The organism is Microbacterium sp., assembly GCF_044340635.1.
Taxonomy (GTDB): Bacteria; Actinomycetota; Actinomycetes; order Actinomycetales; family Microbacteriaceae; genus Microbacterium.
Genome location: NZ_JBIITF010000001.1, coordinates 184,065 through 206,343 on the forward strand (window position 1 = coordinate 184,065; position 22,279 = coordinate 206,343).

General features: G+C 70.2%; 22 protein-coding genes. 8 read left to right on the top strand and 14 right to left on the bottom strand.

Translation table 11 applies throughout. The features are described 5' to 3' along the window. Nucleotides 1–40: 40 nt before the first annotated feature. Both ACIQ0W_RS00860 and ACIQ0W_RS00865 read left to right on the top strand, forming a co-directional pair. Nucleotides 41–1,447 (top strand): ABC transporter ATP-binding protein, encoded by a 1,407-nt coding sequence (locus tag ACIQ0W_RS00860; protein WP_396641019.1) that lies wholly within the window; start codon nucleotides 41–43, stop codon nucleotides 1,445–1,447. Continuing rightward, on the top strand, nucleotides 1,444–2,265 hold the full coding sequence (locus tag ACIQ0W_RS00865) for an ABC transporter permease (RefSeq protein WP_396641020.1): 822 nt from the start codon (nucleotides 1,444–1,446) through the stop codon (nucleotides 2,263–2,265). The genes ACIQ0W_RS00860 and ACIQ0W_RS00865 overlap by 4 nt, the downstream gene beginning before the upstream one ends. A 27-nt stretch (nucleotides 2,266–2,292) precedes the next feature. On the opposite strand, the gene ACIQ0W_RS00870 is transcribed toward ACIQ0W_RS00865, so the two are convergent. The 11 genes from ACIQ0W_RS00870 to hemE all read right to left on the bottom strand — a co-directional run bounded on the left by ACIQ0W_RS00870 (nucleotide 2,293) and on the right by hemE (nucleotide 11,727). Beyond that, nucleotides 2,293–2,694: a hypothetical protein gene (locus ACIQ0W_RS00870; protein ID WP_396641021.1), complete on the bottom strand. Its 402-nt coding sequence runs from the start codon at nucleotides 2,692–2,694 to the stop codon at nucleotides 2,293–2,295. A gap of 158 nt (nucleotides 2,695–2,852) precedes the next feature. After that, nucleotides 2,853–4,184, bottom strand: a complete 1,332-nt coding sequence (gene hemL / locus ACIQ0W_RS00875) for a glutamate-1-semialdehyde 2,1-aminomutase (protein ID WP_396641022.1) — start codon at nucleotides 4,182–4,184, stop codon at nucleotides 2,853–2,855. Nucleotides 4,185–4,201: 17 nt separating this feature from the next. Beyond that, nucleotides 4,202–5,188 carry a porphobilinogen synthase gene (hemB, locus tag ACIQ0W_RS00880; RefSeq protein ID WP_396641023.1) on the bottom strand — a complete coding sequence of 329 codons (987 nt, stop codon included), beginning with the start codon at nucleotides 5,186–5,188 and terminating at the stop codon, nucleotides 4,202–4,204. Beyond that, on the bottom strand, nucleotides 5,185–5,991 hold the full coding sequence (locus ACIQ0W_RS00885) for a uroporphyrinogen-III synthase (RefSeq protein ID WP_396641024.1): 807 nt from the start codon (nucleotides 5,989–5,991) through the stop codon (nucleotides 5,185–5,187). Before ACIQ0W_RS00885 ends, hemB begins: the two co-directional genes overlap by 4 nt. Beyond that, nucleotides 5,988–7,037: a hydroxymethylbilane synthase gene (gene hemC, locus ACIQ0W_RS00890; protein ID WP_396641025.1), complete on the bottom strand. Its 1,050-nt coding sequence runs from the start codon at nucleotides 7,035–7,037 to the stop codon at nucleotides 5,988–5,990. Before hemC ends, ACIQ0W_RS00885 begins: the two co-directional genes overlap by 4 nt. Nucleotides 7,038–7,074: 37 nt before the next feature. Then, on the bottom strand, nucleotides 7,075–7,785 hold the full coding sequence (gene hemQ / locus ACIQ0W_RS00895) for a hydrogen peroxide-dependent heme synthase (protein WP_100814714.1): 711 nt from the start codon (nucleotides 7,783–7,785) through the stop codon (nucleotides 7,075–7,077). A gap of 61 nt (nucleotides 7,786–7,846) precedes the next feature. Beyond that, a complete protein-coding gene (locus tag ACIQ0W_RS00900; RefSeq protein ID WP_396641026.1) occupies nucleotides 7,847–8,164 on the bottom strand; it encodes a hypothetical protein in 318 nt (105 codons plus the stop codon). Nucleotides 8,165–8,180: 16 nt separating this feature from the next. Next, on the bottom strand, nucleotides 8,181–8,591 hold the full coding sequence (locus ACIQ0W_RS00905) for a phage holin family protein (RefSeq protein WP_396641027.1): 411 nt from the start codon (nucleotides 8,589–8,591) through the stop codon (nucleotides 8,181–8,183). A gap of 2 nt (nucleotides 8,592–8,593) precedes the next feature. Beyond that, nucleotides 8,594–8,974 carry a hypothetical protein gene (locus tag ACIQ0W_RS00910; protein WP_100814712.1) on the bottom strand — a complete coding sequence of 127 codons (381 nt, stop codon included), beginning with the start codon at nucleotides 8,972–8,974 and terminating at the stop codon, nucleotides 8,594–8,596. A gap of 93 nt (nucleotides 8,975–9,067) precedes the next feature. Further along, nucleotides 9,068–10,690 (bottom strand): protoporphyrinogen/coproporphyrinogen oxidase, encoded by a 1,623-nt coding sequence (locus ACIQ0W_RS00915; RefSeq protein ID WP_396641028.1) that lies wholly within the window; start codon nucleotides 10,688–10,690, stop codon nucleotides 9,068–9,070. Further along, the gene (hemE, locus tag ACIQ0W_RS00920; protein ID WP_396641029.1) at nucleotides 10,687–11,727 is read right to left on the bottom strand and encodes a uroporphyrinogen decarboxylase; all 1,041 of its coding nucleotides are present in this window, start codon (nucleotides 11,725–11,727) and stop codon (nucleotides 10,687–10,689) included. The genes ACIQ0W_RS00915 and hemE overlap by 4 nt, the downstream gene beginning before the upstream one ends. 84 nt (nucleotides 11,728–11,811) lie before the next feature. Here hemE and ACIQ0W_RS00925 point away from each other — a divergent pair, with 84 nt between their 5' ends. From ACIQ0W_RS00925 to ACIQ0W_RS00935, 3 genes are all read left to right on the top strand, one after another. Further along, a complete protein-coding gene (locus tag ACIQ0W_RS00925; protein WP_396641030.1) occupies nucleotides 11,812–13,188 on the top strand; it encodes a glutamyl-tRNA reductase in 1,377 nt (458 codons plus the stop codon). A gap of 3 nt (nucleotides 13,189–13,191) precedes the next feature. Further along, a complete protein-coding gene (locus ACIQ0W_RS00930; RefSeq protein WP_396641031.1) occupies nucleotides 13,192–13,497 on the top strand; it encodes a hypothetical protein in 306 nt (101 codons plus the stop codon). 172 nt (nucleotides 13,498–13,669) lie between these two features. Continuing rightward, nucleotides 13,670–14,239 carry an HhH-GPD-type base excision DNA repair protein gene (locus ACIQ0W_RS00935; RefSeq protein WP_396641032.1) on the top strand — a complete coding sequence of 190 codons (570 nt, stop codon included), beginning with the start codon at nucleotides 13,670–13,672 and terminating at the stop codon, nucleotides 14,237–14,239. A 376-nt stretch (nucleotides 14,240–14,615) separates the two neighbouring features. On the opposite strand, the gene ACIQ0W_RS00940 is transcribed toward ACIQ0W_RS00935, so the two are convergent. After that, entirely contained in the window at nucleotides 14,616–16,001 is a 1,386-nt protein-coding gene (locus tag ACIQ0W_RS00940) for a glycine--tRNA ligase (protein WP_396641033.1), read from the bottom strand. Between the two features lie 195 nt (nucleotides 16,002–16,196). On the opposite strand from ACIQ0W_RS00940, the gene ACIQ0W_RS00945 reads away from it, so the two are divergent. Next, nucleotides 16,197–17,672, top strand: a complete 1,476-nt coding sequence (locus tag ACIQ0W_RS00945; protein ID WP_396641034.1) for a dihydrolipoyl dehydrogenase family protein — start codon at nucleotides 16,197–16,199, stop codon at nucleotides 17,670–17,672. On the opposite strand, the gene ACIQ0W_RS00950 is transcribed toward ACIQ0W_RS00945, so the two are convergent. Together ACIQ0W_RS00950 and ACIQ0W_RS00955 are read right to left on the bottom strand one after the other, a co-directional pair. After that, complete coding sequence (locus ACIQ0W_RS00950; protein ID WP_396641035.1) at nucleotides 17,669–18,523, bottom strand: hypothetical protein; 855 nt, start codon at nucleotides 18,521–18,523, stop codon at nucleotides 17,669–17,671. The genes ACIQ0W_RS00945 and ACIQ0W_RS00950 overlap by 4 nt on opposite strands. 65 nt (nucleotides 18,524–18,588) lie before the next feature. Next, complete coding sequence (locus ACIQ0W_RS00955; RefSeq protein WP_396641036.1) at nucleotides 18,589–19,374, bottom strand: alpha/beta fold hydrolase; 786 nt, start codon at nucleotides 19,372–19,374, stop codon at nucleotides 18,589–18,591. A gap of 63 nt (nucleotides 19,375–19,437) precedes the next feature. Between ACIQ0W_RS00955 and ACIQ0W_RS00960 the strand changes: the two genes are divergently transcribed. Both ACIQ0W_RS00960 and ACIQ0W_RS00965 read left to right on the top strand, forming a co-directional pair. Next, nucleotides 19,438–20,733: a peptide synthetase gene (locus ACIQ0W_RS00960; protein WP_396641037.1), complete on the top strand. Its 1,296-nt coding sequence runs from the start codon at nucleotides 19,438–19,440 to the stop codon at nucleotides 20,731–20,733. Between the two features lie 130 nt (nucleotides 20,734–20,863). Next, nucleotides 20,864–22,270, top strand: a complete 1,407-nt coding sequence (locus ACIQ0W_RS00965; protein WP_396641153.1) for an MFS transporter — start codon at nucleotides 20,864–20,866, stop codon at nucleotides 22,268–22,270. Nucleotides 22,271–22,279: the final 9 nt, after the last annotated feature.

Sequence of the window (22,279 nt, forward strand, 5' to 3'; positions counted from 1 at the left end):
GTCAAGATGAGGGGTACGGCGTCCGAGAGAGAGGTACGGCATGCCCCAAGGCGAGGTTCTGGAGTTCACCGGAGTCACCAAACAATTCGGTGCGGTGGCGGCCGTCCAGGACTTTTCGGCGCGCGTCGAGCCGGGAGTCGTGACCGGATTCCTCGGGCCCAACGGCGCCGGAAAGACGACGACGCTGCGGATCCTGCTCGGGCTCGTGCGCGCCACAAGCGGCCGGGCGACCATCGGCGGTACGGCTTACGCCGACCTCGCCTCGCCGTTGCGTTCGGTCGGTGCCGCTCTCGAGGCGGCAAGCTTCCACCCGGGGCGCTCCGCCGCCAGCCACCTGAAGGTCTACGCCCAGGCCGCGCGGCTGCCGCGCACGCGCGTCGACGAGGTGCTCACGACCGTCGGACTCGCGGATGTCGCGGGTCGACGGGTCGGCGGATACTCGCTCGGAATGCGTCAACGCCTGGGACTCGCGTTCGCCCTGCTCGGCGACCCCGGGGTACTCGTGCTCGACGAGCCGACGAACGGCCTCGATCCCGAGGGGATCATCTGGATGCGCGGACTGCTCCGCGAGCTCGCCCGCCAGGGGCGCACCGTGCTGGTGTCGTCGCACCTGCTCACCGAGGTGCAGCAGACCGCGGACCGGCTCCTGATCATCTCGAACGGGTCCCTCGTCTTCCAGGGGTCGGTCGAAGACCTCGCCGAGCCCGCCGAACAGGCCGTCGTCGTGGACTCGCCCGACCGGCAGGGCCTTGCCGACGCCCTCACCGCGGCCGGCGTCGCCTATGAGAACCTGCGGACCGGGGTCTCGGTCCGCGGTGGCGATCCCGCCGACATCGGCGCCATAGCCCTCGCGGCCGGCGTCGCCCTTTCAGGGCTGCAGAAGAAGGGGCCCTCGCTCGAAGAGGTCTTCCTGGAATTGGTCAACGGCGCTCGGGTGCATCCGAGCGCTGCGACGTCGCACACGACAGTTCCGGGAGCCGCTCCCCTGCCCGAGCAACCAGCCGCCGAAGAAGACGCGCCCCGAGAAGCGGTTGCCGAAGAAGCGGTTGCCGAAGAAGCGGTTGCCGAAGAAGCGGTTGTCGAAGAAGCGGTTGCCTCAGAAGCGGTTGCCGAAGAATCCGTCTCCGACCAGCTCGTCGCTGACGCGCCCCTAGCTGACGCGCCCGTCACGACCGAACCCGTTGTTCCCGAGACCTCGGACAACGAGCCCGTCGCGGAGAAGCCGACCGCCGCGTCTACGGCGTCTGACCCGGATGATGACGAGGACGAAGAACAGGCTTCGCCGACCTTCGCCCCCGTGTCTTCGTTCGCCGTGGCCGCGACGGGCGTCATCGAGGTCGTGCCCCGGGCGTACGACGATGACGATCAGGACGAGCGGGCCAACCGCACCGACACCGGCGCAAAAGACAAACCCCGCGAAAACGACGACGACGAGGAGCGATCATGAGCCTGGTCGCCGCTACCCGGTCCGAAACCACGAAGGTCTTCTCGACCGTCGGATGGTGGATCCTCGCGATCGTCCTCGTCCTCTACGTCGGCAGCACGGCCGCCGGCCTTGCCTTCGTGTTCGCGGCCTCGGCATCCGGTGACCTGACCGGCGGCGCCGGTGCCCCGCCCGTTCCCGCCGACGGATTGGCTCCGGTGCTCTACAGCATCGGCGGCTCGATCGGATACGTTTTCCCGCTCCTCATCGGCACGCTCATGGTGACGACGGAGTTCCGCCACCAGACGCTGACCCCGACCTTTCTCGCCACCCCGAAGCGCGGCCTGGTGCTGTGGGCCAAGCTCGCGGCCGGCGTCGTCATTGGGGCGATGTACGGGCTGATCGCCGTGATCTCGGCGGCGGCACCCGCTGCGGGGGTTCTCGCGGGCTTCGGGCTGGACACCGAACTGGGCTCGGGCGACACCTGGGCGCTGTTCGCCCGCACCCTGCTCGCGCTCGTGCTGTGGACCCTCGTCGGCATCGGCGTCGGCACGCTGGTGCGCAACCAGGTCGTCGCGATCGTCATCGTCCTCGCCTTCACGCAGTTCGTGGAGCCGCTCCTTCGGTTGGCGGGAGGGTTCGTCGACTGGCTCGCCGAGGTCACCCGTTTTCTGCCTGGTGCGGCGAGCGACGCACTGATCGGGGCGAGCATCTACAACGTGATGGGCGCAGGCGCGAGCGAAAACCTGGAATGGTGGCACGGCGGGATCGTCCTGCTCGCCTACGCGCTCATCCTGCTGCTGATCGGGCACATCGCCAGCTGGACGCGCGACGTCACCTGAACGCCGTCACCGCGCGACGCGCGCGCGTCAGACGGTTGACTCGGGGTCGGTCTCGGAGCCGGGGCGCTTGTCGTGGTCGCCCTCGAGGCGCAGAGCTCGGACGAGCTCGAGGCCGTGGCGCGTCGTGACGAGAAGGCGCTCGTAGTCCTCGTGCCCCTCGAGGTCGATGACGACACTGGGCCGACGGCCTCGGATGACGGCGAAGTCCCGTCCCGAACCGGTCTTCCACGTGCCGATCGCCATGACGCTCGGCACCGTCGTGGCGGGGCTCGGCACACCGCGGAGCCAGATCCACGCGTCGTCAGTGAGCATGACCTTGGCGATCTGCTCACGCAAAACCTGAATATTCCCCCGCCGGAATCCCACGGCACGCTCGATCGGCGACAGCACGACCTCGAGTCGTTCCGAGTCGAGGAGCAGCGTCACCATTCTTCTAGTCTGCCAGCGGGAGCTACGGCTCGACGATCGCTTTGCTCACAGTGCAGCAACGATCGCTGCCTCCCGAACGGACGCAACACGCCGTTCGCGCCCGGCAGAGACGGCGTGTCGGGTCCGTTCGGCGAGGACGCTGCCGGTGCGCGCCGGTGTCAGCGTGTCGTGGCGACGGCGATGGCCGCGGCTCGGGCGGCCGCCGGCAGCGCCTCCACGATGCGTCCCAGGGCCGCGTCGTCGTGCGCGGCGGTGAGGAACCAGGCTTCGTAGACGCTGGGCGGCAGAGCCACGCCGGCGTCGAGCATGGCATGGAAGAAATCCGGGTAGCGCCAGGCATCCTGAGCGTGCACCGTGTCGTCGTCGTGGGGCGCCTGCGGCGCGAATGCGACACCGAACAGGCTCCCGGCGCGCGGGACGGAGTGGGCGACGCCGGCATCACCCAACGCAGCGGTCAGGGCATCGGCGACAACGGATGCCGCGGCATCCACCCGCGCGTACACCTCGGGCGTCGCTGCGCGGAGCGTCGCGAGCCCGGCCGCGACCGACAGCGGGTTACCCGACAGGGTGCCCGCCTGGTACACGGGCCCGGTGGGAGCGAGCATCTGCATGACGTCGGCCCGACCACCGAGAGCCGCGAGCGGCATCCCGCCGCCGACGACCTTGCCGAAGGTGAAGAGGTCGGGCGTGTAGGTCTCGCCCGCGTCCTGCTGCAGGCCCCAGTAGCCGGCGGGGTGGACGCGGAATCCGGTCAGCACCTCGTCGAGGATGAGCAGCGCGCCGTGCGCGTGAACGATGTTGCTGAGCTCGGCGTTGTAACCGGGCCGAGGCACGACGACGCCCATATTGGCGGCCGCGGCCTCGACGATGACGGCCGCGATGCGGTCGCCGTGCACCGCGAATACCTCACGCACGGCGTCGAGGTCGTTGTACGGAATGACGAGCGTCTGCGCGGCAATGGGTGCCGGTACGCCCGCCGAGCCCGGCAGACCCAGGGTCGCAAGGCCGGAGCCCGCCGACGCCAGCAGCCCGTCGGAGTGGCCGTGGTAGTGCCCGGCGAACTTGACGAGCAGATCGCGGCCGGTGGCGCCGCGGGCGAGACGGATCGCCGTCATCGTCGCCTCGGTGCCCGTCGAGACCAGGCGCACGCGTTCCACCGGGCGATGCTCGCCGACGCTCACGCGCGCGGCGATGAGCTCCGCCAACTCGACCTCGGCCTCGGTCGGTGCACCGAACGAGAGCCCCCGGCCCGCGGCGTCCCGCACCGCCTCCACGACCTCGGGAGCGGCATGGCCGAGCAGTGCCGGGCCCCACGAAGCGACGAGATCGACATACTCGCGACCGGTCGCATCGGTGATGTAGGCACCGCGCGCAGACGCCATGAACCGCGGCGCGCCGCCCACCGAACCGTAGGCCCGGACCGGCGAGTTGACACCGCCGGGAATCACCGAGCGGGCGCGGTCGAACAGGAGGGCGTTGCGATCATCCATGATTCAATTCTCGCCGTTCACGTGATGTCGTCGCGCAGCCAACCGGCCGCTTCGATGGCGGCGTAGGTCAGGATCGCACCCGCGCCGGCGCGACGGATGGCGAGCAGCGCCTCCATCGTGGCGCCCCGGCCGTCGATCCACCCGTTGGCTGCCGCGGCCGCGATCATCGCATACTCCCCCGACACCTGGTACGCCCAGACGGGCACGTCGACGGCGGCCCGTACCGACGCGAGCACGTCCAGGTAGGGCAGCGCGGGCTTGACCATCACGATGTCGGCGCCCTCCTCGACATCGATGATCGCCTCGCGCACGCCCTCGCGCGCATTGCCGGGATCGAGCTGGTAGGTACGACGGTCACCCTTCAGCTGCGAGTCGACGGCCTCGCGGAAGGGGCCGTAGAAAGACCCCGCGTACTTCGCGGCGTAGGCGAGCAGTGTCGTGTCCGCGAAGCCCGCCGCATCCAGGCCGGCGCGAACGGCCGCGACCTGGCCGTCCATCATGCCCGACAGGCCCAGCATCTCGGACCCCGCACGGGCCTGCGCCAGCGCCATCGAGACGTAGCGTTCGAGCGTGGCGTCGTTGTCGACGCGTCCGCGCGCATCGAGCACACCGCAGTGGCCGTGATCGGTGAACTCGTCGAGGCAGAGATCCGTCTGAACGACGATCGCGTCGCCGACCTCGTCGACCACGGCTCGCGTCGCCACATTGAGGATGCCGTTGTCGTCGTCGGCGCCCGAGCCGACCGCGTCGCGGACCTCGGGCACACCGAACAGCATGATGCCGCCGATTCCGGCCGTCGCAGCTGCGGACGCGGCCGCGCGCAAAGAATCGAGGGTGTGCTGGACGACCCCCGGCATGGACTCGATCGCGCGAGGTTCGCCAAGTCCTTCGCGCACGAAGACGGGCAGGATCAGCTGCTCCGGGGCGAGACGCGTCTCACGAACGAGGCGTCGCATCGCGGGCGACTGGCGGGTGCGGCGGGGGCGACGTTCGGGAAAAGTCACGGTGAGAACTCGTCGGCGGCATGCGGCAAGGCGAGCCGCGAGACCGCGTCGATCAGGGCAGAGACGGTCTGCTGTTCTGCCACGACGTCGACGTCGAGCCCCGCGCGCCGTGCGTCCTTGGCCGTGCGCGGACCGATCGCGGCGATGACGGTGCCCGCGGGGATCTCCGGAAACTGCAGGTGCACCTGCTCTGCCACCGACCCACTCGTCACCAAAATCGCGTTGATGCGGCCGTTGGCGACATCGTGCGCGATGCGCTCGGTCACGGGAACACCGATCGTCCGATAGGCCACAACGCTGCGGACGTGATGACCCGCGTCGCTCAGGCGCCGCGTCAACACGGGCTTGGCGATCTCGCTGCGGAGCGTCAGGATGCGTCGCGGTTCCGGCTCGAGGGCGATCAGCTGGTCAGCCATGCCCGCGGCCGAGTTGTCCTGGGTCGGAACGAGGTCGACCCGGTACCCCACGGCCTGCAGGGCCGCGGCGGTGGTCTCGCCGACGGCGGCGACACGGGTCGACACCGGGATGTGCACGCGGTGGGCGTAGAGCACGTCGACGGTGGTCGCACTGGTGACCGTGAGCCAGTCGAACTGGCCCGCAACCAGATCGTCGAGAGCCGCATCGAGGGACGCCTGGTCGCTGGTCGGAGCGAAGTTGATCAGTGGCGCCACGACTGGGGTCGCCCCCTGCGATCGCAGACTCGCGGCGACACCATCGCCCCAGGGTCCCCCACGGGGCACGAGCACGCGCCACCCGGTGAGGGGCTTCACCGCTTTCGCGGGACGCTCGGCTGCTGAATTCATGTGGAAAACTCTCGTGACACCAAGTCGGCTGCCCCACCATCAAGGAGACGACGTGCGATCGCAGACCCGATCAGCGCTGCTCGCACGGTCGGGTCCGCACTGTCGGCGGCGTTCGCGCCATCGCCGCCGCCCGTTTGTCGAATATACCCCTTAGCCAGGGGCTCAGCGTGATCGAGCCCGACCCTGTGCGAACCGTCGACCGCGTACACGACGGCGCGAACACGCACATCGTCGTCGGTCACGCTCGCGTGCACACCGACCGGAGCATGGCACCCGGCCTCGATTCCCGCCAGGATCGTGCGCTCGATCGTCACCGCGAATCGGGTGGCGGGGTCTTCGAGCGGTGCGATGGCCGCGAGGATGTCGGGCGAAGCATCCGCTCGCACCTCGATCGCGAGAGCGCCCTGCCCCGCTGCCGTCGGCCATTCCGCCAGCCCGAGCGGCTCCAGCAGGAGGCCTTCGGCCGAACCGCTGCCCCACACGGCCTCGCCGCCGCCCGTCTCGATCAGACCCAGTCGCGTGAGCCCCGCAGCCGCCAGCACCACGCCGTCGAGCTCTCCGTCGCGGACTCGTGCGAGGCGCGAGTCCACATTGCCGCGCAGTTCGGCGACCCGCACGCGCGGAGCCCGTCGGCGCAGCTGGGCCTGGCGGCGGGGCGAACCGGTACCGATCGTCGCCGTGACGTTCTCTCCCGTACCGAAGCCGGCGAGCAGCGTGCCACGGGTGACCGAGACGTCGCGTGGGTCGGCCCGGCGCGGGGTCACCGCTACGCGCAGACCCGGCGCTTCGGCGGTCGGAAGGTCTTTGAGCGAATGGACGAGCAGATCGCACTCACCGGCGAGGAGGGCCTCGCGCAGACGGGTCGCGAAGACGCCCGTACCGCCGAGCTGGGCGAGCGGGGCGCGCGTGACGTCCCCTTCGGAGACGATCGGCACGAGTTCGACGGGCACGCCGGTCGCCGCGGTGATCGCGTCGGCGACGTGTCCGGACTGCGCGAGAGCGAGGGCACTGCGCCGCGTTCCCAGCCTGAGCGTTCCGGCCTTCACGCTGCGCCCGTCACGGCACGCGCCGCGGCTCGACGCGTCACTGCAAGACCTCGGGCACCTCGCTGAGCAGCAAGCGACGTCCCGTGTAGAAAGGCACTTCTTCACGAACGTGCATGCGCGCCTCGGTCGAGCGGAGGTCGCGCATCAGATCCACGAGTTCGACCACATCGTCCGCCTCGAGCGGCAGCAGCCATTCGTAGTCACCGAGCGCGAACGACGCGACGGTGTTCGCCAGCACCCCGGTGAACGCCGCACCCTGGCGGCCGTGCTCGGCAAGCATCCGTCGCCGGTCGGCCTCGGGCAGCAGGTACCACTCGTAGCTCCGGACGAACGGGTACAGGCAGAGCCAGCCCTTCGGCTCGATACCACGCAGGAATCCGGGCACGTGCGCGCGATTGAACTCCGCGTCACGGTGGACACCCATCGCGTTCCAGCTCGGAAGGAGGTTGCGGAGCAGCTCCGTGCGTCGGAGGCGCCGCAGATCCCGCTGCAGATCTTCCGCGTTGTCGCCGTGCAGCCAGACCATCAGGTCGGCGTCGGCACGCATCCCGCTCACGTCGTAGAAGCCGCGCACCGTAACGCCGCCCTCTTCGATGAGCGCGACGATGTCTTCGAGCTCGGTCTCGTCGACCGCGACGACGGGCCGATCGGGATCGCGTCGCCAGACAGCCCACAGCGTAAAGCCCGAGGGATGCTCGGTTGCTGTGTCGTCGGCGGGCGTGGACGAGTGCGCGTGACTCACGGTCATACTCCCCAGTCTCACCCAGCGCTTCGGATCGGCCAAACCTGGCCGATCAGCCCTGCACCGATCAGCGGCGCGGCGCCGTATACAGGCGCACGCCCTCCCAGACGGCCAGCCCGACGACCGCGGCCACGCCGACAGCGACGGCGGCCGCCTGTAGGGGCCGGGTTTTCGCGAAAGCTCGGGCGCGGTGCACCGCCTTGTCCGTCACGCGCGCCGCGCGCTTGGGGAGGTTTGCCTTCTCCTCGATTGCCGCGAGCGCAGCCTTCAGCTCGGCCCGCGCCTGGGCGACCGGGTCGCCGAGCTGCGGCACGAGGGTCCGCGGCATCGGGACGAGAAGACTGTCGGGACGCGGCGAGCTATGGGGACGAGGCTGGCGTGCCATGTCCGAACCTGTGGGGTCAGAACTCATCGCGTACCTCCCGGACGATGTCGAAGTCCTCTTTCACGGCGCCGATGGGACTCTGTCGCCGCGAAGCTCGCTTGAATCGGGCGATGCCGAGCAGCACCAGAATCGCGACCACGACGAGCAGGCCCGCACCGATTACCAGCGCCGACAGCCACACCGGCCACACCGTCGCCAACCCCGCGATGGCCGCGGTGCCGAAAACGGGGATCGTCCAGAACAGAACGGCGAGGGCGACGACGAGCCATCCCGCGCCGATCCCGTAGTCCTTGGCAGTCTTGGCAAGCCACGACTTCGCCTGGTCGACCTCGGCGACGACCAGGTTGCGGACGAGTTCGGGAACGTCACCGACGAGCGTCAACAGAGAGTCGTCGGCGCGGTCTCGCATACCTCGGGGGGATGCCACGGTCAGCTCTTTTTGGCGCCGTCGGTGGACGCGTCGTCGATCTTCTTCTCGATGTTCGAGACGGACCGCTCGGCGGCCTTGGCCACGTCTTCCGAGCCGTCTTTGCCGGCCTTGATCGCCGCGTCGAGTCGCTGACCCGGGGTGGCGTCCTTGCCCTGCACCGCGCGGGTCACCTTGACGGCGCCGTTCCACACTGCGCCGGGGATCGCCATCGCGGTGGAAGTCGTGAAGTCCTTGGCGCGGTCGACCTGCTTCTGCACGGGGTCGAGGTTCCACACCTTGAGGGCTTGTTCCTTGATCTGTTCGTACCGCTCACGTCCCGCGCGGGTTCCGAGGACGTACCCCGCCGCCAAGCCGATCACGAGTCCCACTTTGCCCTTCATAGGGATCTCCTCACACTCGTGCTACGTCGTTTAGATCTTCGGTCCGAGTCTTTAGGTTAGTCCCGTATGCCAATTTCGGCATCCGGGTTGACATCATGGCCCCCTGTCCCACAAAAGGGCGGTGCGCACGCGTTCGCTCTCGGTCAGCGCGTCGGGGACGACCTGCGCCAGCCCTGTTCCCGAAACCCACGCGCCGACGATCCCGAGGCCCGGCATCGCGGCGATGTGGGCGCGGGCCGCCGCGGTCTGCGCCTCACGACCGATGACCGATGCCGGCTGGCTCTGCGTGTAGCGCTCGCGGTGCGCGCCGACCAGCTGACTCGAGTCCAGCGGAACGCCGAGGAGTGCGGATGCCTCGGTCAGCGCAAGCGCGGCGGCATCCTCGTCCGTCAGCCCGGCGGTCGCGGCGGGTTCACCCTGGCTGCCGAACGACACGCGGACCACGTGGCGGTGCGGTGCGAGCGCCCGCGCGGCTTCGGCGAGCCAGGCCCACTTCGCGGTCGCGTGGGTGAGGGCCTTGGCGGTGTACGAACCGGGCACGGTGAGCACGCCCGAGCCGCGGGGTGCTGCGTCGAGCGCCGGCGCGTCGAGGACCAGCGAAACGACCTCGATCTCGGGCGCGACGCCTGGGCTTGCGCCGCTCGCTCCCGGCGCGTCTGTGCCTGTGGGTGCGTATGTGCCTGTGGGTGTGTATGTGCCTGTGGGTGCCTCACGCGCTCCGGCGTCCAGCGCGGGAACCGAGGGATGCAACAGAGCCCGTGCCATCCGTTCCTCCGTCGCGACGATCACGGCTTCCGCCGCGAGGGTGCCCATTCCCGGCGCGACGGTGCCCGTTCCCGGCGCGAGGGTGCCCGTTCCTCCACCGAGGGTGCCCTCGATGTCGACCTGCCACCCGTCCGCGTTCCGCCTCAGTGCAGTCGCGGGCGCCTCCGTCAGCACGGTCACGCCCAGCTCATCGAGACGGGCGAGCAGGGCATCGACGATGCGCTGCATCCCCCCGCGGATTCCCTCGACCGCACCTCCGGGCGCCTTCGTCGCACGTTCGGCGCTGAGCACCGAGACGGCACCGCTGAGTGATCCTGTGCGGGTGAGCGCGGCGTTCAGGCCGGGCGCTGCGAGGTCGACGTCGATGTCGGCGGGGCGGGCCGAGTAGACACCCTGCACGACGGGGGCGACGAGACGGTCGAGCACGCGCGAGCCCATCCGCGTCGAGACCAGGGAACCGAGGCTGTGGGTGTGGCCGATCGTCAAGACCGGGCGCAGGCGATCGAGGTATGCACGCCAGGCTCCAGACCAGCCGATGATGCGGCGAACATCCGGGTCGAACGGATTCGCCGGGATACCGAGCACTCCTCCCGCGGGAAGCGGTGCCGCGCCGCCCGGCACGCCGGGAATCCCGCCGAGCCACGCACGACCGCCGCTCGGCGCGACGACCTCAGCCCCGAGGCCCAGCTCGTCGATCAGGCGTCGCACGTGCCCGCCGCGCGTGGCATAGCTTTCGGCCCCGACATCCAGGGTCAACCCACCGACCTCGGCCGTGCGGATCGCCCCGCCGACTCGCGACGACGCCTCGAGGACCGTGACGTCCATCCCGATCCGCGCGCACTCCCAGGCCGCGACGAGGCCCGCGATCCCACCGCCGACGACGACGACCCGCGTATCGCGGGCCCGTTCGATCAGTTCGGCCGAGAACGGCGGCGAAGCGTCTGGGCTCATGCGTCCTCGCCGTGTGCGAGTCGCACGATGCGGGTCAGCACGTCGGGGTCGGTGTCGGGAGTGACGCCGTGCCCCAGGTTGAGGATGTGGGCGCGCGCCGCGCGTCCACGCTCGAGCACGTCGCGAACGTGCGCCTCGAGCACGGGCCACGGCGCCTGCAGCAGCGCCGGGTCGATGTTGCCCTGCACGGTGACGTCGGGGCCGAGCACACGGGCGGCGTCGTCGAGGGTCGTGCGCCAGTCGACGCCGACCGCGTCGGCCAGGCCGTCGAGACGCATGTCGTCGAGGATCGGCCCGGTACCGACGCCGAAGTGGATGATGGGCACCCGGCCGGCCACGGCCTCCACCGCCGTGCGCGAGTGGGGCGCAGCGAAGGCGCGATAGTCGGCACGCGAGAGCGAACCGGCCCACGAGTCGAAGAGCTGGACGGCGGATGCTCCCGCGCGCACCTGCACGTCGAGGAAGACCCCGGCGACCCGCCCGAGCCAGTCGGCGAGCGCGTGCCACGACGCGGGGTCGGCGTGCATCATCGCGCGCGCCCGCATGTGCTCCTTGGAGGGGCCACCCTCGACGAGGTACGCGGCGAGGGTGAACGGGGCACCCGCGAAACCGATCAGCGGCGTCGTTCTGAGCTCGTCGGTGACGCGTCCGATCGCTTCGGCCACGGAACCGGATGCCTCCGCCACCTCGGCCGGATCGATCGCCGTGAGGCGTGCGACATCCTCCGCGCTGCGGATCGGGTTCGCGAAGACCGGGCCTCGACCGGGTTCGATCTCGACGTCCACGCCGGCGAGGCGGAGCGGAACGACGATGTCGCTGAAGAAGATGGCGGCGTCGACGTGATGGCGGCGGACGGGCTGGAGCGTGATCTCGGAGGCCAGTTCGGGGTCGAGGCAGGCGTCCAGCATCCGCGTGCCGACACGCAGTTCGCGGTATTCGGGCAGGGATCGACCCGCCTGGCGCATGAACCAGACCGGGGCGCGATCGGGTCGGTCGCCACGGAGGGCGCGCAGGAGCGGGGCGTCGGAGAGTTGCATGACTCCATCCTCCCTCGCGCCCCGGCGTCAGGGCGAACTCCCGCACGCACGGCCAGGGGTGCGCACGAAAGGTAGGCTGGGTGTGTGCTGCTGTGTATCTCGGCGAGTCACAAGACCGCCGCCTTCGACCTTCTCGAGCGGCTCAGCGTACACACGACCGATATAGCTCCCCTCATCGCGGAGCACGACTCGTGCGTCCGCGGAGCCGTCGTGCTGGCGACGTGCAACCGTTTCGAGGCGTACGTCGACATGGACGAGCCCGTTACCGCCGCAGGGCCGGTCGGCGTCGAGGCCGTTCTGCTCGCGGCCGAGGCCGCCACGGGCGTCGCCGCATCCGAGTTCGAGGGTTCGTACCGCGTCGTCACCGGTCCGGACGTCGCAGAGCACCTCTTCGCCGTTGCCTCGGGCCTCGAGTCCGTCGTCGTCGGCGAGGGCGAGATCGCGGGTCAGGTGCGCCGGGCGCTGACCGACGCACGCCGACAGGGCACCACTTCGGGTGAGCTCGAGCGTCTGTTCCAGCGCGCGAGCGAGGCGCAGCGAGGCGTGAAGAACGCCACCGCGATCGGCCGGGCCGGGCGCTCCCTCGTCCGCCTCTCGCTCGAGTTGGCCGACAGTCGAGTTGCGGACTGGGCCGACCTCGACGTCCTCCTCGTCGGCACCGGGGCGTACGCCGCCGCCACCCTTGCCGCTCTCCGCGATCATGGCGCCGAGCGCATCACGGTCTTCTCGCCCTCGGGGCGCGCGCAGGTCTTCGCTGCCAAGCACGGCATCGCCTCCATCGACGACGGAGGCTATGCGCGCGCCGCGGCATCCGCCGACCTCGTCATCACCTGCACGAGCGTGGACCACCACGTCCTCGATGCGGCCCTGCTGCAGCGCGGGCGCTCCGAGCTCTCGGGCGAGTTGCGCCGCATCACTCCGGCCGGGGCTGCGGAATGTCCCGTGCCCCACGCGGCGGGTGCGCGACGCCTGGTGATCGACCTCGGTCTGCCACGCAACGTCGACCCCGATGTCGTGACGGTCCCGGGCGTCGACCTGCTCGACCTCGAGACCGTGCGACTGCATGCCCCCCTCGAAGAGCTGCAGGCGACCGCCGAGGCGCGCGAGATTGTGCGGGATGCCGCGCAGAAGTTTGCGCTCGCGGGTCGCCGCCAGAGCCTCGCGCCCGCTGTCGTGGCGCTCCGCGAGCACGCGTTCGCGGTGCTGGAAGACGAGATCGCGCGCGTCCGGGCACGCGGAGACGAAGACGGTCGCACCGAACAGGCGATGCGCCATCTCGTCGGCCGGTTGCTGCATGTGCCGACGAGCCGCGCCCAGGACCTCGCAGCCCGCGGGCGCGCGGACGATTACGTCGCGGCTCTCGGCACGCTGTTCGGCATCGACGTCGGCGCGCAGGATTCCACGGCGCGGGATGCCGCGGCGCTGCGGGACTCCGCGGCCGTCGTCGACGGCGTCGCCTGACCCGTGACCCCGCCCGCTGAGCCCGGGGCCCTCGCGCGCGATGTCTACCGTGTGACCGGTGAGGACCGGCAGCTCGGCCCGATCGCCCGCGGTGCGCGGTGGGTCGGAACCCTCGTCGCCGGATTGGTGGATGTCGGGGACGCTCCCGCGTTGAGCGACATCGTCATCACCCGGATCGCGGACGGCGGTGAGGTTCGACGCATCCGCGAGTCTTCGGTCGTGGAGTTCGAGAAGACGATGCGGGCCATCGTCTCCGACCTCGAGACCCTGACCCCCGAGGCGTTCGCCGAGGCTTGGCTCCCGGCCTGAGCCGCCCCGACCCGGCCGGCGCCCGCAGCCTGGGGTGCGCGCCGTCCGCACGATTCGAACCGCGACGCGCCGTCGAACCGGGACCCGGACCCGGCGCGTCCCGTCCGGGTCGTGCGGACGGGACATCCGGCGACCCGAACACGCCGACGCGACGGGGTGGGAAACTGTTGGCATGACGCTGCACATCACGGGCGACGACGCCGCCGACCGCCTCTTGAGCGATGACCCCCTGGCCCTGCTGATCGGGATGCTGCTCGACCAGCAGGTGGCGATGGAGACGGCCTTCGCCGGTCCGCTCAAGATCCAGGAGCGCGTCGGGTCGGTCGATGCCGCGACACTCGCCCACTACGACCCCGACCAGCTCGCCGAAGAGTTCAAGAAGACGCCGGCCGTGCACCGCTACCCCGGGTCGATGGCCGGTCGCGTGCAGTCGCTGTGCACCGCGATCGAGGAGGACTGGGGCGGAGATGCCTCGGCCCTCTGGACCCGCGATGCCCCGGACGGGCGCGAAGTGCTCAAGCGCCTCAAGGCCCTGCCGGGGTTCGGTGAGCAGAAGGCCAAGATCTTCCTCGCCCTGCTCGGCAAGCAGTACGGATACACGGGGGACGGATGGCGCGAGGCATCCGCTCCCTACGGTGAAGACGGTTCGTTCCGGAGCGTCGCCGACATCGTCAGTCCCGAGTCGCTGCTGAAGGTTCGCGAGCACAAGCAGGCGATGAAGGCCGCGGCGAAGGAGGCCTGACGCGCGCTCTCCGCGGGCGCGGGCCTCGGCACCGGTGTGGGCACCGAGACTGCCGGTTAGCGCCGAGCGGGCCCCTTGTTCACCGCGGATAAGCGGCGGACTCGGCAACAACCGGCGCACTCGGCGAAGGATGGGTCACCCGGATGCCGAGGCCCCCAGCTCGTCACCGCGTCCCGCGAACGCACGATCTACGCGCGAGTGCACGACGTGCGCACCGTGCATAGGTCGTGCACTCGGGCGTAAGCCGTGCACTCGTCGAAGACGGCCCCGCGCAGAAGCGCGAGACCGCCGGTTAGCGCCGAGCGGGCCGCTTATTCACCGCAGATAGCCGGCGCACTCGGCAACAACCGGCGGTCTCGGCGAAGGAGGACGCGGGTCAGGCGCCCTTCAGGCGCGCGGCGAGGTACGCGTGGACCTCGTCGAGCGGAACGCGCTCCTGGGCCATCGTGTCGCGATCGCGGACCGTGACGGCGCGGTCCTCGAGCGAGTCGAAGTCGACCGTGATGCAGAACGGGGTGCCGATCTCGTCCTGGCGACGGTACCGGCGCCCGATGGCCCCGGCGTCGTCGAAGTCGATGTTCCAGTCGCCGCGCAGGTCGGCGGCGAGCTCGCGAGCGATGGGCGAGAGCTGCTCGTTGCGCGACAGCGGCAGCACCGCGACCTTGATGGGCGCGAGGCGCGGGTCAAGGCCCAGCACCGTGCGGGTGTCGGTGCCGCCCTTGGCGTTCGGTACCTGCTCCTCGCGGTACGCGTCGACGAGGAACGCCATCATCGCGCGCGTCAGTCCGAACGAGGGCTCGATCACGTACGGCGTGTAGCGCTCGCCGGTCGCCTGATCGAAATACGACAGGCTCTGACCGGATGCCTCGCTGTGGCTCGTGAGGTCGTAGTCGGTGCGGTTGGCCACACCCATCAGCTCCCCCCACTGCTTGCCCGGGAACCCGAACGCGTACTCGACGTCGATCGTGCCCGCGGAGTAGTGCGCCCGGTCATCCTTCGGCACGTCGTAGCGACGCATGTTGTCGGGGTTGATCCCGAGGTCGATGAACCAGTCCCAGCAGGCCTCGACCCAGTGCTCGAACCATTCCTGCGCCTCGGCCGGCGGGGTGAAGAACTCGATCTCCATCTGCTCGAACTCACGCGTGCGGAAGATGAAGTTGCCCGGCGTGATCTCGTTGCGGAACGACTTGCCGACCTGGCCGATGCCGAACGGCGGCTTCTTGCGCGACGCCGTGAGCACGTTGGTGAAGTTCACGAAAATGCCCTGCGCCGTCTCGGGGCGCAGGTAGTACAGGCCGGTCTCGTCATCGACGACCCCGAGGTAGGCCTTCACCAGGCCCGAGAATGCCCGAGGCTCGGTGTACTGACCCTTCGTGCCGCAGTTCGGGCACGGGACATCCGCCAGTCCGTTCTCGGCCGGACGACCCTTGCGTGCCTCGAAGTCCTCGATCAGGTTGTCGGCGCGGAAGCGCTTGTGGCAGTGCAGGCACTCCACGAGCGGGTCGGTGAAGGTCGCGACGTGACCGGATGCTTCCCACACACGCTTGGGCAGGATGATCGACGAATCGAGGCCGACCATGTCGCCCCGGCCGCGGACGAACGTCTGCCACCACTGGCGTCGGATGTTCTCTTTGAGCTCGGTGCCGAGGGGACCGTAGTCCCATGCCGAACGCGAACCGCCGTAGATCTCACCGGCCTGGAAGACAAACCCGCGGTGGCGGGCGAGGGCGATGACCTTATCGAGGCGGGACTGTTCGGCCATGGTGGCTCCAATGGTCGGGGTGGCGGCGGGGCGGGTGGGCGCACGAAGCGCGAGATCACGGGCGCGGCGGGGCTGTCATCACTGGAGCGGCAGAGCCGCGGCATCCTTCCCCGATCTTAGTCCGGGGCGCTCTGCGAGGCCGCCGGTTCTGGGGCGACCTGCCCCCGAGTGGCACCGCAGGCCTAGCATCGGAGCATGAGCGAGCGCGTGTTCGATGTCGTGGTGATCGGTGCGGGGCCCGTCGGCGAGAACGTCGCCGACCGAGCCGTGCAAGGCGGACTCACCGCCGCAATCGTCGAGGGCGAGTTGGTCGGCGGCGAGTGTTCGTACTGGGCGTGCATGCCGACGAAGGCTCTGCTGCGACCGGGTGCCGCACTGCGTGCGGCGCGGAGCGTTCCCGGCGCGCGGGAGGCGTTCGGCGCTCCCCTCGATGCCGAGGCGGCGCTGCACTTCCGCGACAAGGCGACGTCGGGATGGGATGACGCGGGTCAGGTGTCGTGGCTCGACAGCGCGGGCATCACCCTCGTCCGTGGACACGGACGGATCGCCGGTGCGCGTCGTGTCGAGGTGACGACCCCGGATGGCTCGGTCGAAACCCTCGTCGCTCGTCACGCGGTTGCGGTCTGCACGGGCACATCCGCGGTCATCCCCGACATCCCGGGACTCGCGGATGCGTCGCCCTGGACCAACCGCGAAGCCGCGGCAGGACAGACCGTGCCGAAGCGCCTCGTCATCGTCGGCGGCGGGGTCGTCGCCTCCGAGTTCGCCACGGCGTTCTCGAGCCTCGGCTCGCGAGTGACGATGCTCGTCCGCGGCGATGCGCTGCTCACGGCGAACGAACCGTTCGCAGGCGAACTCGTGCTCGACGCACTGCGCGATGAGGGCGTCGACGTCCGCACCGAGACTTCTGCGGCGCGCATCGAACGGACGGCGGATGGCTCGCTCACCATCTCACTCGGCGACTCCCCCGATGCCGAGGAACTACAGGCCGACGAGATCCTGATCGCCACGGGCAGGCACCCCCGGACGGACGACATCGGCCTCGACTCGATCGACCTCGAGGCCGGGCGCTCGCTGGAGACCGACGACACCCTGCGCGTGCTCGACGCAGACGGAGAGCCGGTCGGTGCCGAGGGCGACGACCCGGGCTGGCTCTACGCGGTCGGCGACGTCAACGGCCGTGTGCTGCTGACGCACCAGGGCAAGTACCAGGCGCGTGCCGCCGGTGACGTCATCGCGGCCCGCGCCCTCGGACAGCCGATCGACGACGCCCCCTGGGGCCGGCACGTCGCGACCGCAGATCACGCCGCGGTGCCGCAGGTCGTCTTCACCGAACCCGAGGTCGCGGCGGTCGGCATCACCGCGGCCGAGGCCGAGCGCGCGGGCCGCGACGTGAAGGTCGTCGACTACGACCTTCACAACGTCGCCGGGGCCTCGGTCACCGCGCAGGGCTACACGGGGCGCGCGCGACTCATCGTGGATCCCGCCACCCGCACGGTGGTCGGCGCGACCTTCGTCGGCGCAGGGATCGCCGACCTGCTGCACTCGGCGACCATCGCAGTCGTCGGCGAGGTTCCGATCGAGCGTCTGTGGCACGCCGTGCCGTCCTACCCAACGCTCAGCGAGGTGTGGCTGCGACTGCTCGAGGCGCTCGGCCGCGACACGGCCTAACCGCCGAAACCGCACCACGCGGCGACCCACCGCAGAACCTCACCCTTGACCTCGGCGGGGGCCGCGACCTCGACGACACCGACCACACCACCCACCGAGACCGTCACATCGAAGATCGTGCCGCGCTTGTCTTCCATCACCGCGTGCGGATCGCAGCGCAGCGGCACGAGAGGCACCCGAACCCGCTGAGGCGAGCCCGAACCCTCGACCTCGGCACGCACGACGAACGGTGCCGCACCCGCCGCGTCGAACATCAGCAGCGGGGTCGTCTCGACGGTCTCGACGCGCGCCGAAGCGCCGCCGCCCGAGGGATCGATCTCGAGCGTCAGGTGCGCCGGGGCCAGGGCATCCGACGCCTCGAATCCGGACCACGACAGCACCGCCACGTCCGCAAGGCGCTCGCGCAAGCACTCCTTCTCGTGCAGCAGCGGGATGAACGCGAGCGGGTCGGCGATGGATGCCGCGGCGGTCGCGGCTCGTCCGTCCACCTCGTACGCCAGCTCGATCGTCGCCGCATCGTCCGCCGCGTCCGCGTCGCACGCGACCGACGGCAGGGCGATCCGCATGTCGAGGGTGCGCCCAGAAGTGACCTGCGCGCGCTTGTCGCGCACGATGGACTCCTCGAACCGCGGATCCATGATCTCGAGCCCCGTGATCACCAGATCGTCCTCGCCCGCGTTCACCAACCGGACCTGGGCGGCGCGATCGACGACATCCGAGCGCAACTGGATGAGCTCGACGCTCACTCCCGGCGGCAGGGCCCCGAGCGACGAGTCCGACGGCGGATCGGACGGAGCGCAGGCCGCCAGCGCCAGCCCGGCCGCGAGCACGGAGACGAGCAACGCGGCCACACGAGCACCCTTCGACAAGCTCAGGGAGCGGGAGGCCAAGCTCAGGGAGCGAGCGGGCACCACCCTCATTTTGAGCCGACGGTCGCCACATGCTCGGCGAACAGACCGGGCCACGCCATGATCCCGTAGGGCGTCCGCGCGATGACGATCCGGCTGTCGGGGATCAGCTCGTGCAGCTTGTTCGCGGTCTTGACCGGATGCGTCCGATCACCCGTCCACGCGAGGATCAGCGTCGGCACGTCGATGCGCGCGATGGCCTTGCGGTCGGGCAGGTCCGTCGAGGCCGCCCCGCGCATGACCGTCGGGAGCAGCTTCTCAGGGATCGAGGGCCGCGTCTCGGGCATATCGGCGAGCGCGGGCGGAACGGGCGCCGTGCTGCCCGCCTCGACGAAGGCGCTGATACCGTGCTGCTCGACGAGGTCGGCGTTCTGCAGATACGTCGCCGCCTGCGCCCGGCGACTGCCCCACGCGGTCGGGGGCACCACGAGGGTCAAGCTCGCGAACCGCTTCGGCTTGCGCACCGCGGCATGCAGCAGGGTGCCCGCGCCCATCGAGGGGCCGATACCGTGCACCTTCTCGCCCGGCGCGACGTGGTCGAGCAGCGTGAGCAGGTCTTGCGCCAGGCGATCCCAGCGGTAGCTCGACGGATTCTTCTTGCCCGTGGACCCGCCGTGCCCGCGCGCGTCGTACCTCAGCACGCGGTGGTCGCGGAGCGCGCGACCCAGATCCAGCCCCAGCTGGGCGTCGCGGACGCGGCTCGACGTCAGACCGTGCAGTTGAACCACGAGGGGGCCGCTGTCGCCCGTGATGTCGTAGTCGAGCGTGGCACCCCCGACGTCGAGTGTGGGCACGAAACCTCCGGTTGCAGGCGGGAGTCACAGGCACGAGATATTCGCCCCCTAGACTACGGCGCCATGCGCCTGACGAATGTCGCCCAGATGTCCCTGCCGCGGGGCACCCTGATGAGCTTCGCCACGCGCGCGAGCGAGCGGCGCGGCAGACGGCTGCCGATCTCGTTCGACCAGCGTCGGCACGTCGGCGAGGGCGCCCGCCCGGGCTCATGGATGGCGGTCGCCTTCCGCCTTCCGGTGGGCGCGAGCCTTGATGATGTGGCGGCGGCGTGGATGGCGGTGATCGGCCGGCACGGGACGCTTCGAAGCGCCTTCTCGTACGACGATGCGGGTGAGCTCGCGCTGCACGAGGTCGAGATCGAGGGCGGCGAGTGGCTGCAGCATCCGGTCGGCGACGACGAACTCACCCGCGATGTGCTGCGTGGGGTGCTCGACACCGCCTGCTCACCCTTCGAGCGGCCCTCCCACCGGGTGTGCGTCGTGATTCCCGACGCCCCCGACCCGCTAGACCCCCGCCCGACGGCGGTGATCGGCTCGGACCACGCCCACGTCGACATGTGGTCGCTGCTCGTGCTCGTGCGCGACATGATGACCCGCTTGGCCGGGCAACCGGGCGGGGAACCGGTGCCCGCGGCATCCTTCGTCGAGCACTCCGATGTACTGGAACGGATGCCTCCGGCTCCGGCGGATGTCAGGCGGCGCTGGAGCGACATCCTGGAGATCGAGGGCGGCGCCATGCCCGCCTTCCCCCTCCCCCTCGGTGATCTCTCGTCCCCGCGCCGCGAGGTCGTCGAGGTGCGCGACGTCCTGTCGGCGGAAGAGACCCGCGTCTTCGAGGCACGCGCGACCGACCGAGGCGTGCGGATGACGGCGCTCGCTTTGTCGGTGCTCGCCGAGACCACGGCGCGGATGAGTGGGGCGCCGCTTCGGGCCGTCTTCCCGGTGCACAGCCGGAACGAGCCGCGCTGGCACGACTCCGTCGGCTGGTTCATCACCAACTCGGTCATCCAGTTCGCCGCGAGCGACCCCGTCACATCCGCCGGCGCCGTCAAAGACGCGCTCACCCTCGGTTCGTATCCGCTCGCACCCATCTTTGCGCCCTACGGCGGCATGCCCGCGGGGCCCGGCATGTTCGCGATTTCCTGGCTCGACACCCGGCGCCTGCCCCCCGTCGAGGGTGCACTGGGTATCCAGTACGTCTCGGCCGTCATCGAGACGGACGGCGTGATGATCTGGTTCATCGTCAACGACGACGGCCTGCACCTGCGCTGCCGCTACCCCGACACCCCTGAGGCGCGCACGAACGTCGGCGGGTGGCTCGACGTGATCGAACAGGGTCTGCGCGACGTCGTTGCATGAGCGCGACGGCGCGGTCCTGTGAGCGCCGGCTCCCTCTCACTGGGTGCCCGCGGCCCGCAACCTCCCGACCCGCCGATAGCCTGAGTCGGTGGGTTCACGTGAAGCAGGCGACAGAAATCGCCTGACACGTATCCCCCCGCAGGGCGCCATCGTCGCCGTTCTCGCCCTCGCGGGGCTCTGCGCGTCGTTCATGTACACGCTGGTCGTGCCCATCCAGGCGAAGCTTCCCGAGCTGCTCAACGCCTCGCGCGAAGACACCGCGTGGGTCGTCACCGCGACTCTGCTGACCGCCGCCGTCGTCACCCCGATCGCCGGACGCCTGGGCGATATGTACGGCAAGCGGCGCATCGTCATCGCACTGCTGGCGTGCCTGATCGTCGGGTCCGTCATCGCGGGGCTCTCCAGCAATATCGTCGGCGTCATCGTCGGGCGCGCACTCCAAGGGGCCGTCACGGGCGTCGTCCCGCTCGGCATCTCGATCCTGCGCGATGTCGTCCACCGTGACCGGCTTGCCACCTCCGTCGCCCTGATCAGCGCGACGATGGGCGTCGGCGGTGCGCTGGGTCTGCCGCTCAGCGCCCTGGTGACCGAGCGGACCGACTGGCACGTGCTGTTCTGGGTCGCGGCCGGACTCGGCGCGATCGTGTTGGTACTGGTCGTCTGGATCGTGCCGGTGAGTGTGCTGCGCACCCCCGGCCGATTCGACTACATCGGGGCGCTCGGACTCGCTGTGGGCCTCACCGGCATCCTGCTCGCCGTTTCGCGCGGCAACGAGTGGGGCTGGGCGTCCGCACCCACGCTGGGTTGCGGTCTCGGTGGCATCGCCGTCCTGCTCGTGTGGGGCTGGTATCAGCTGCGCACCGCGGAACCGCTGCTGGACCTGCGCGTAGCGGCCCGCCGCCCTGTCCTGCTCACGAACCTCGCCTCGATCGGGATGGGCTTCGCACTGTTCGGCTCGAACATCGTCTTCCCCCAGCTGCTCGAGCTGCCCGTCGGATCGGGTGCCGGCCTCGGGCTCTCGTTGATCGGAGCGGCGCTCGTCGTCATGCCCGCGGGACTCGTCATGATGCTGATCTCTCCGCTGGCCGGACGCCTGGAACGCACGATCGGGCCCCGCGCGCTCTTGACCGGCGGCGCCATCGCCCTCGTCGTCGCCTACGCATTCGTCTACTTCTTCTCGAGCGAGGTCTGGCACATCCTGCTCGCCAACATCCTCGTGGGCGTCGGTATCGGGCTCGGTTTCGCGGGTATGCCGATGCTGATCATGCGCGCCGTTCCGGCCAACGAGACCGGGGCCTCGAACGGCCTGAACGCCCTCTTCCGCTCGGTCGGCACAAGCACGGCGGCCGCCGTCCTCGGGGCCGTGCTCGCGGCGATGTCGCAACCGTACGAAGGTGTCGCCGTGCCGACGGCCGCGGCGTTCCAGACGAGCTTCCTGCTGGCCGGTGGGGCCGCCGTCATCGCCCTCGTGCTGTCGTTGCTGATCCCACGGCACGCGACGCCCGTGGATCACGCGTCGATTCCCGACGGACGCTGACCCGGAACC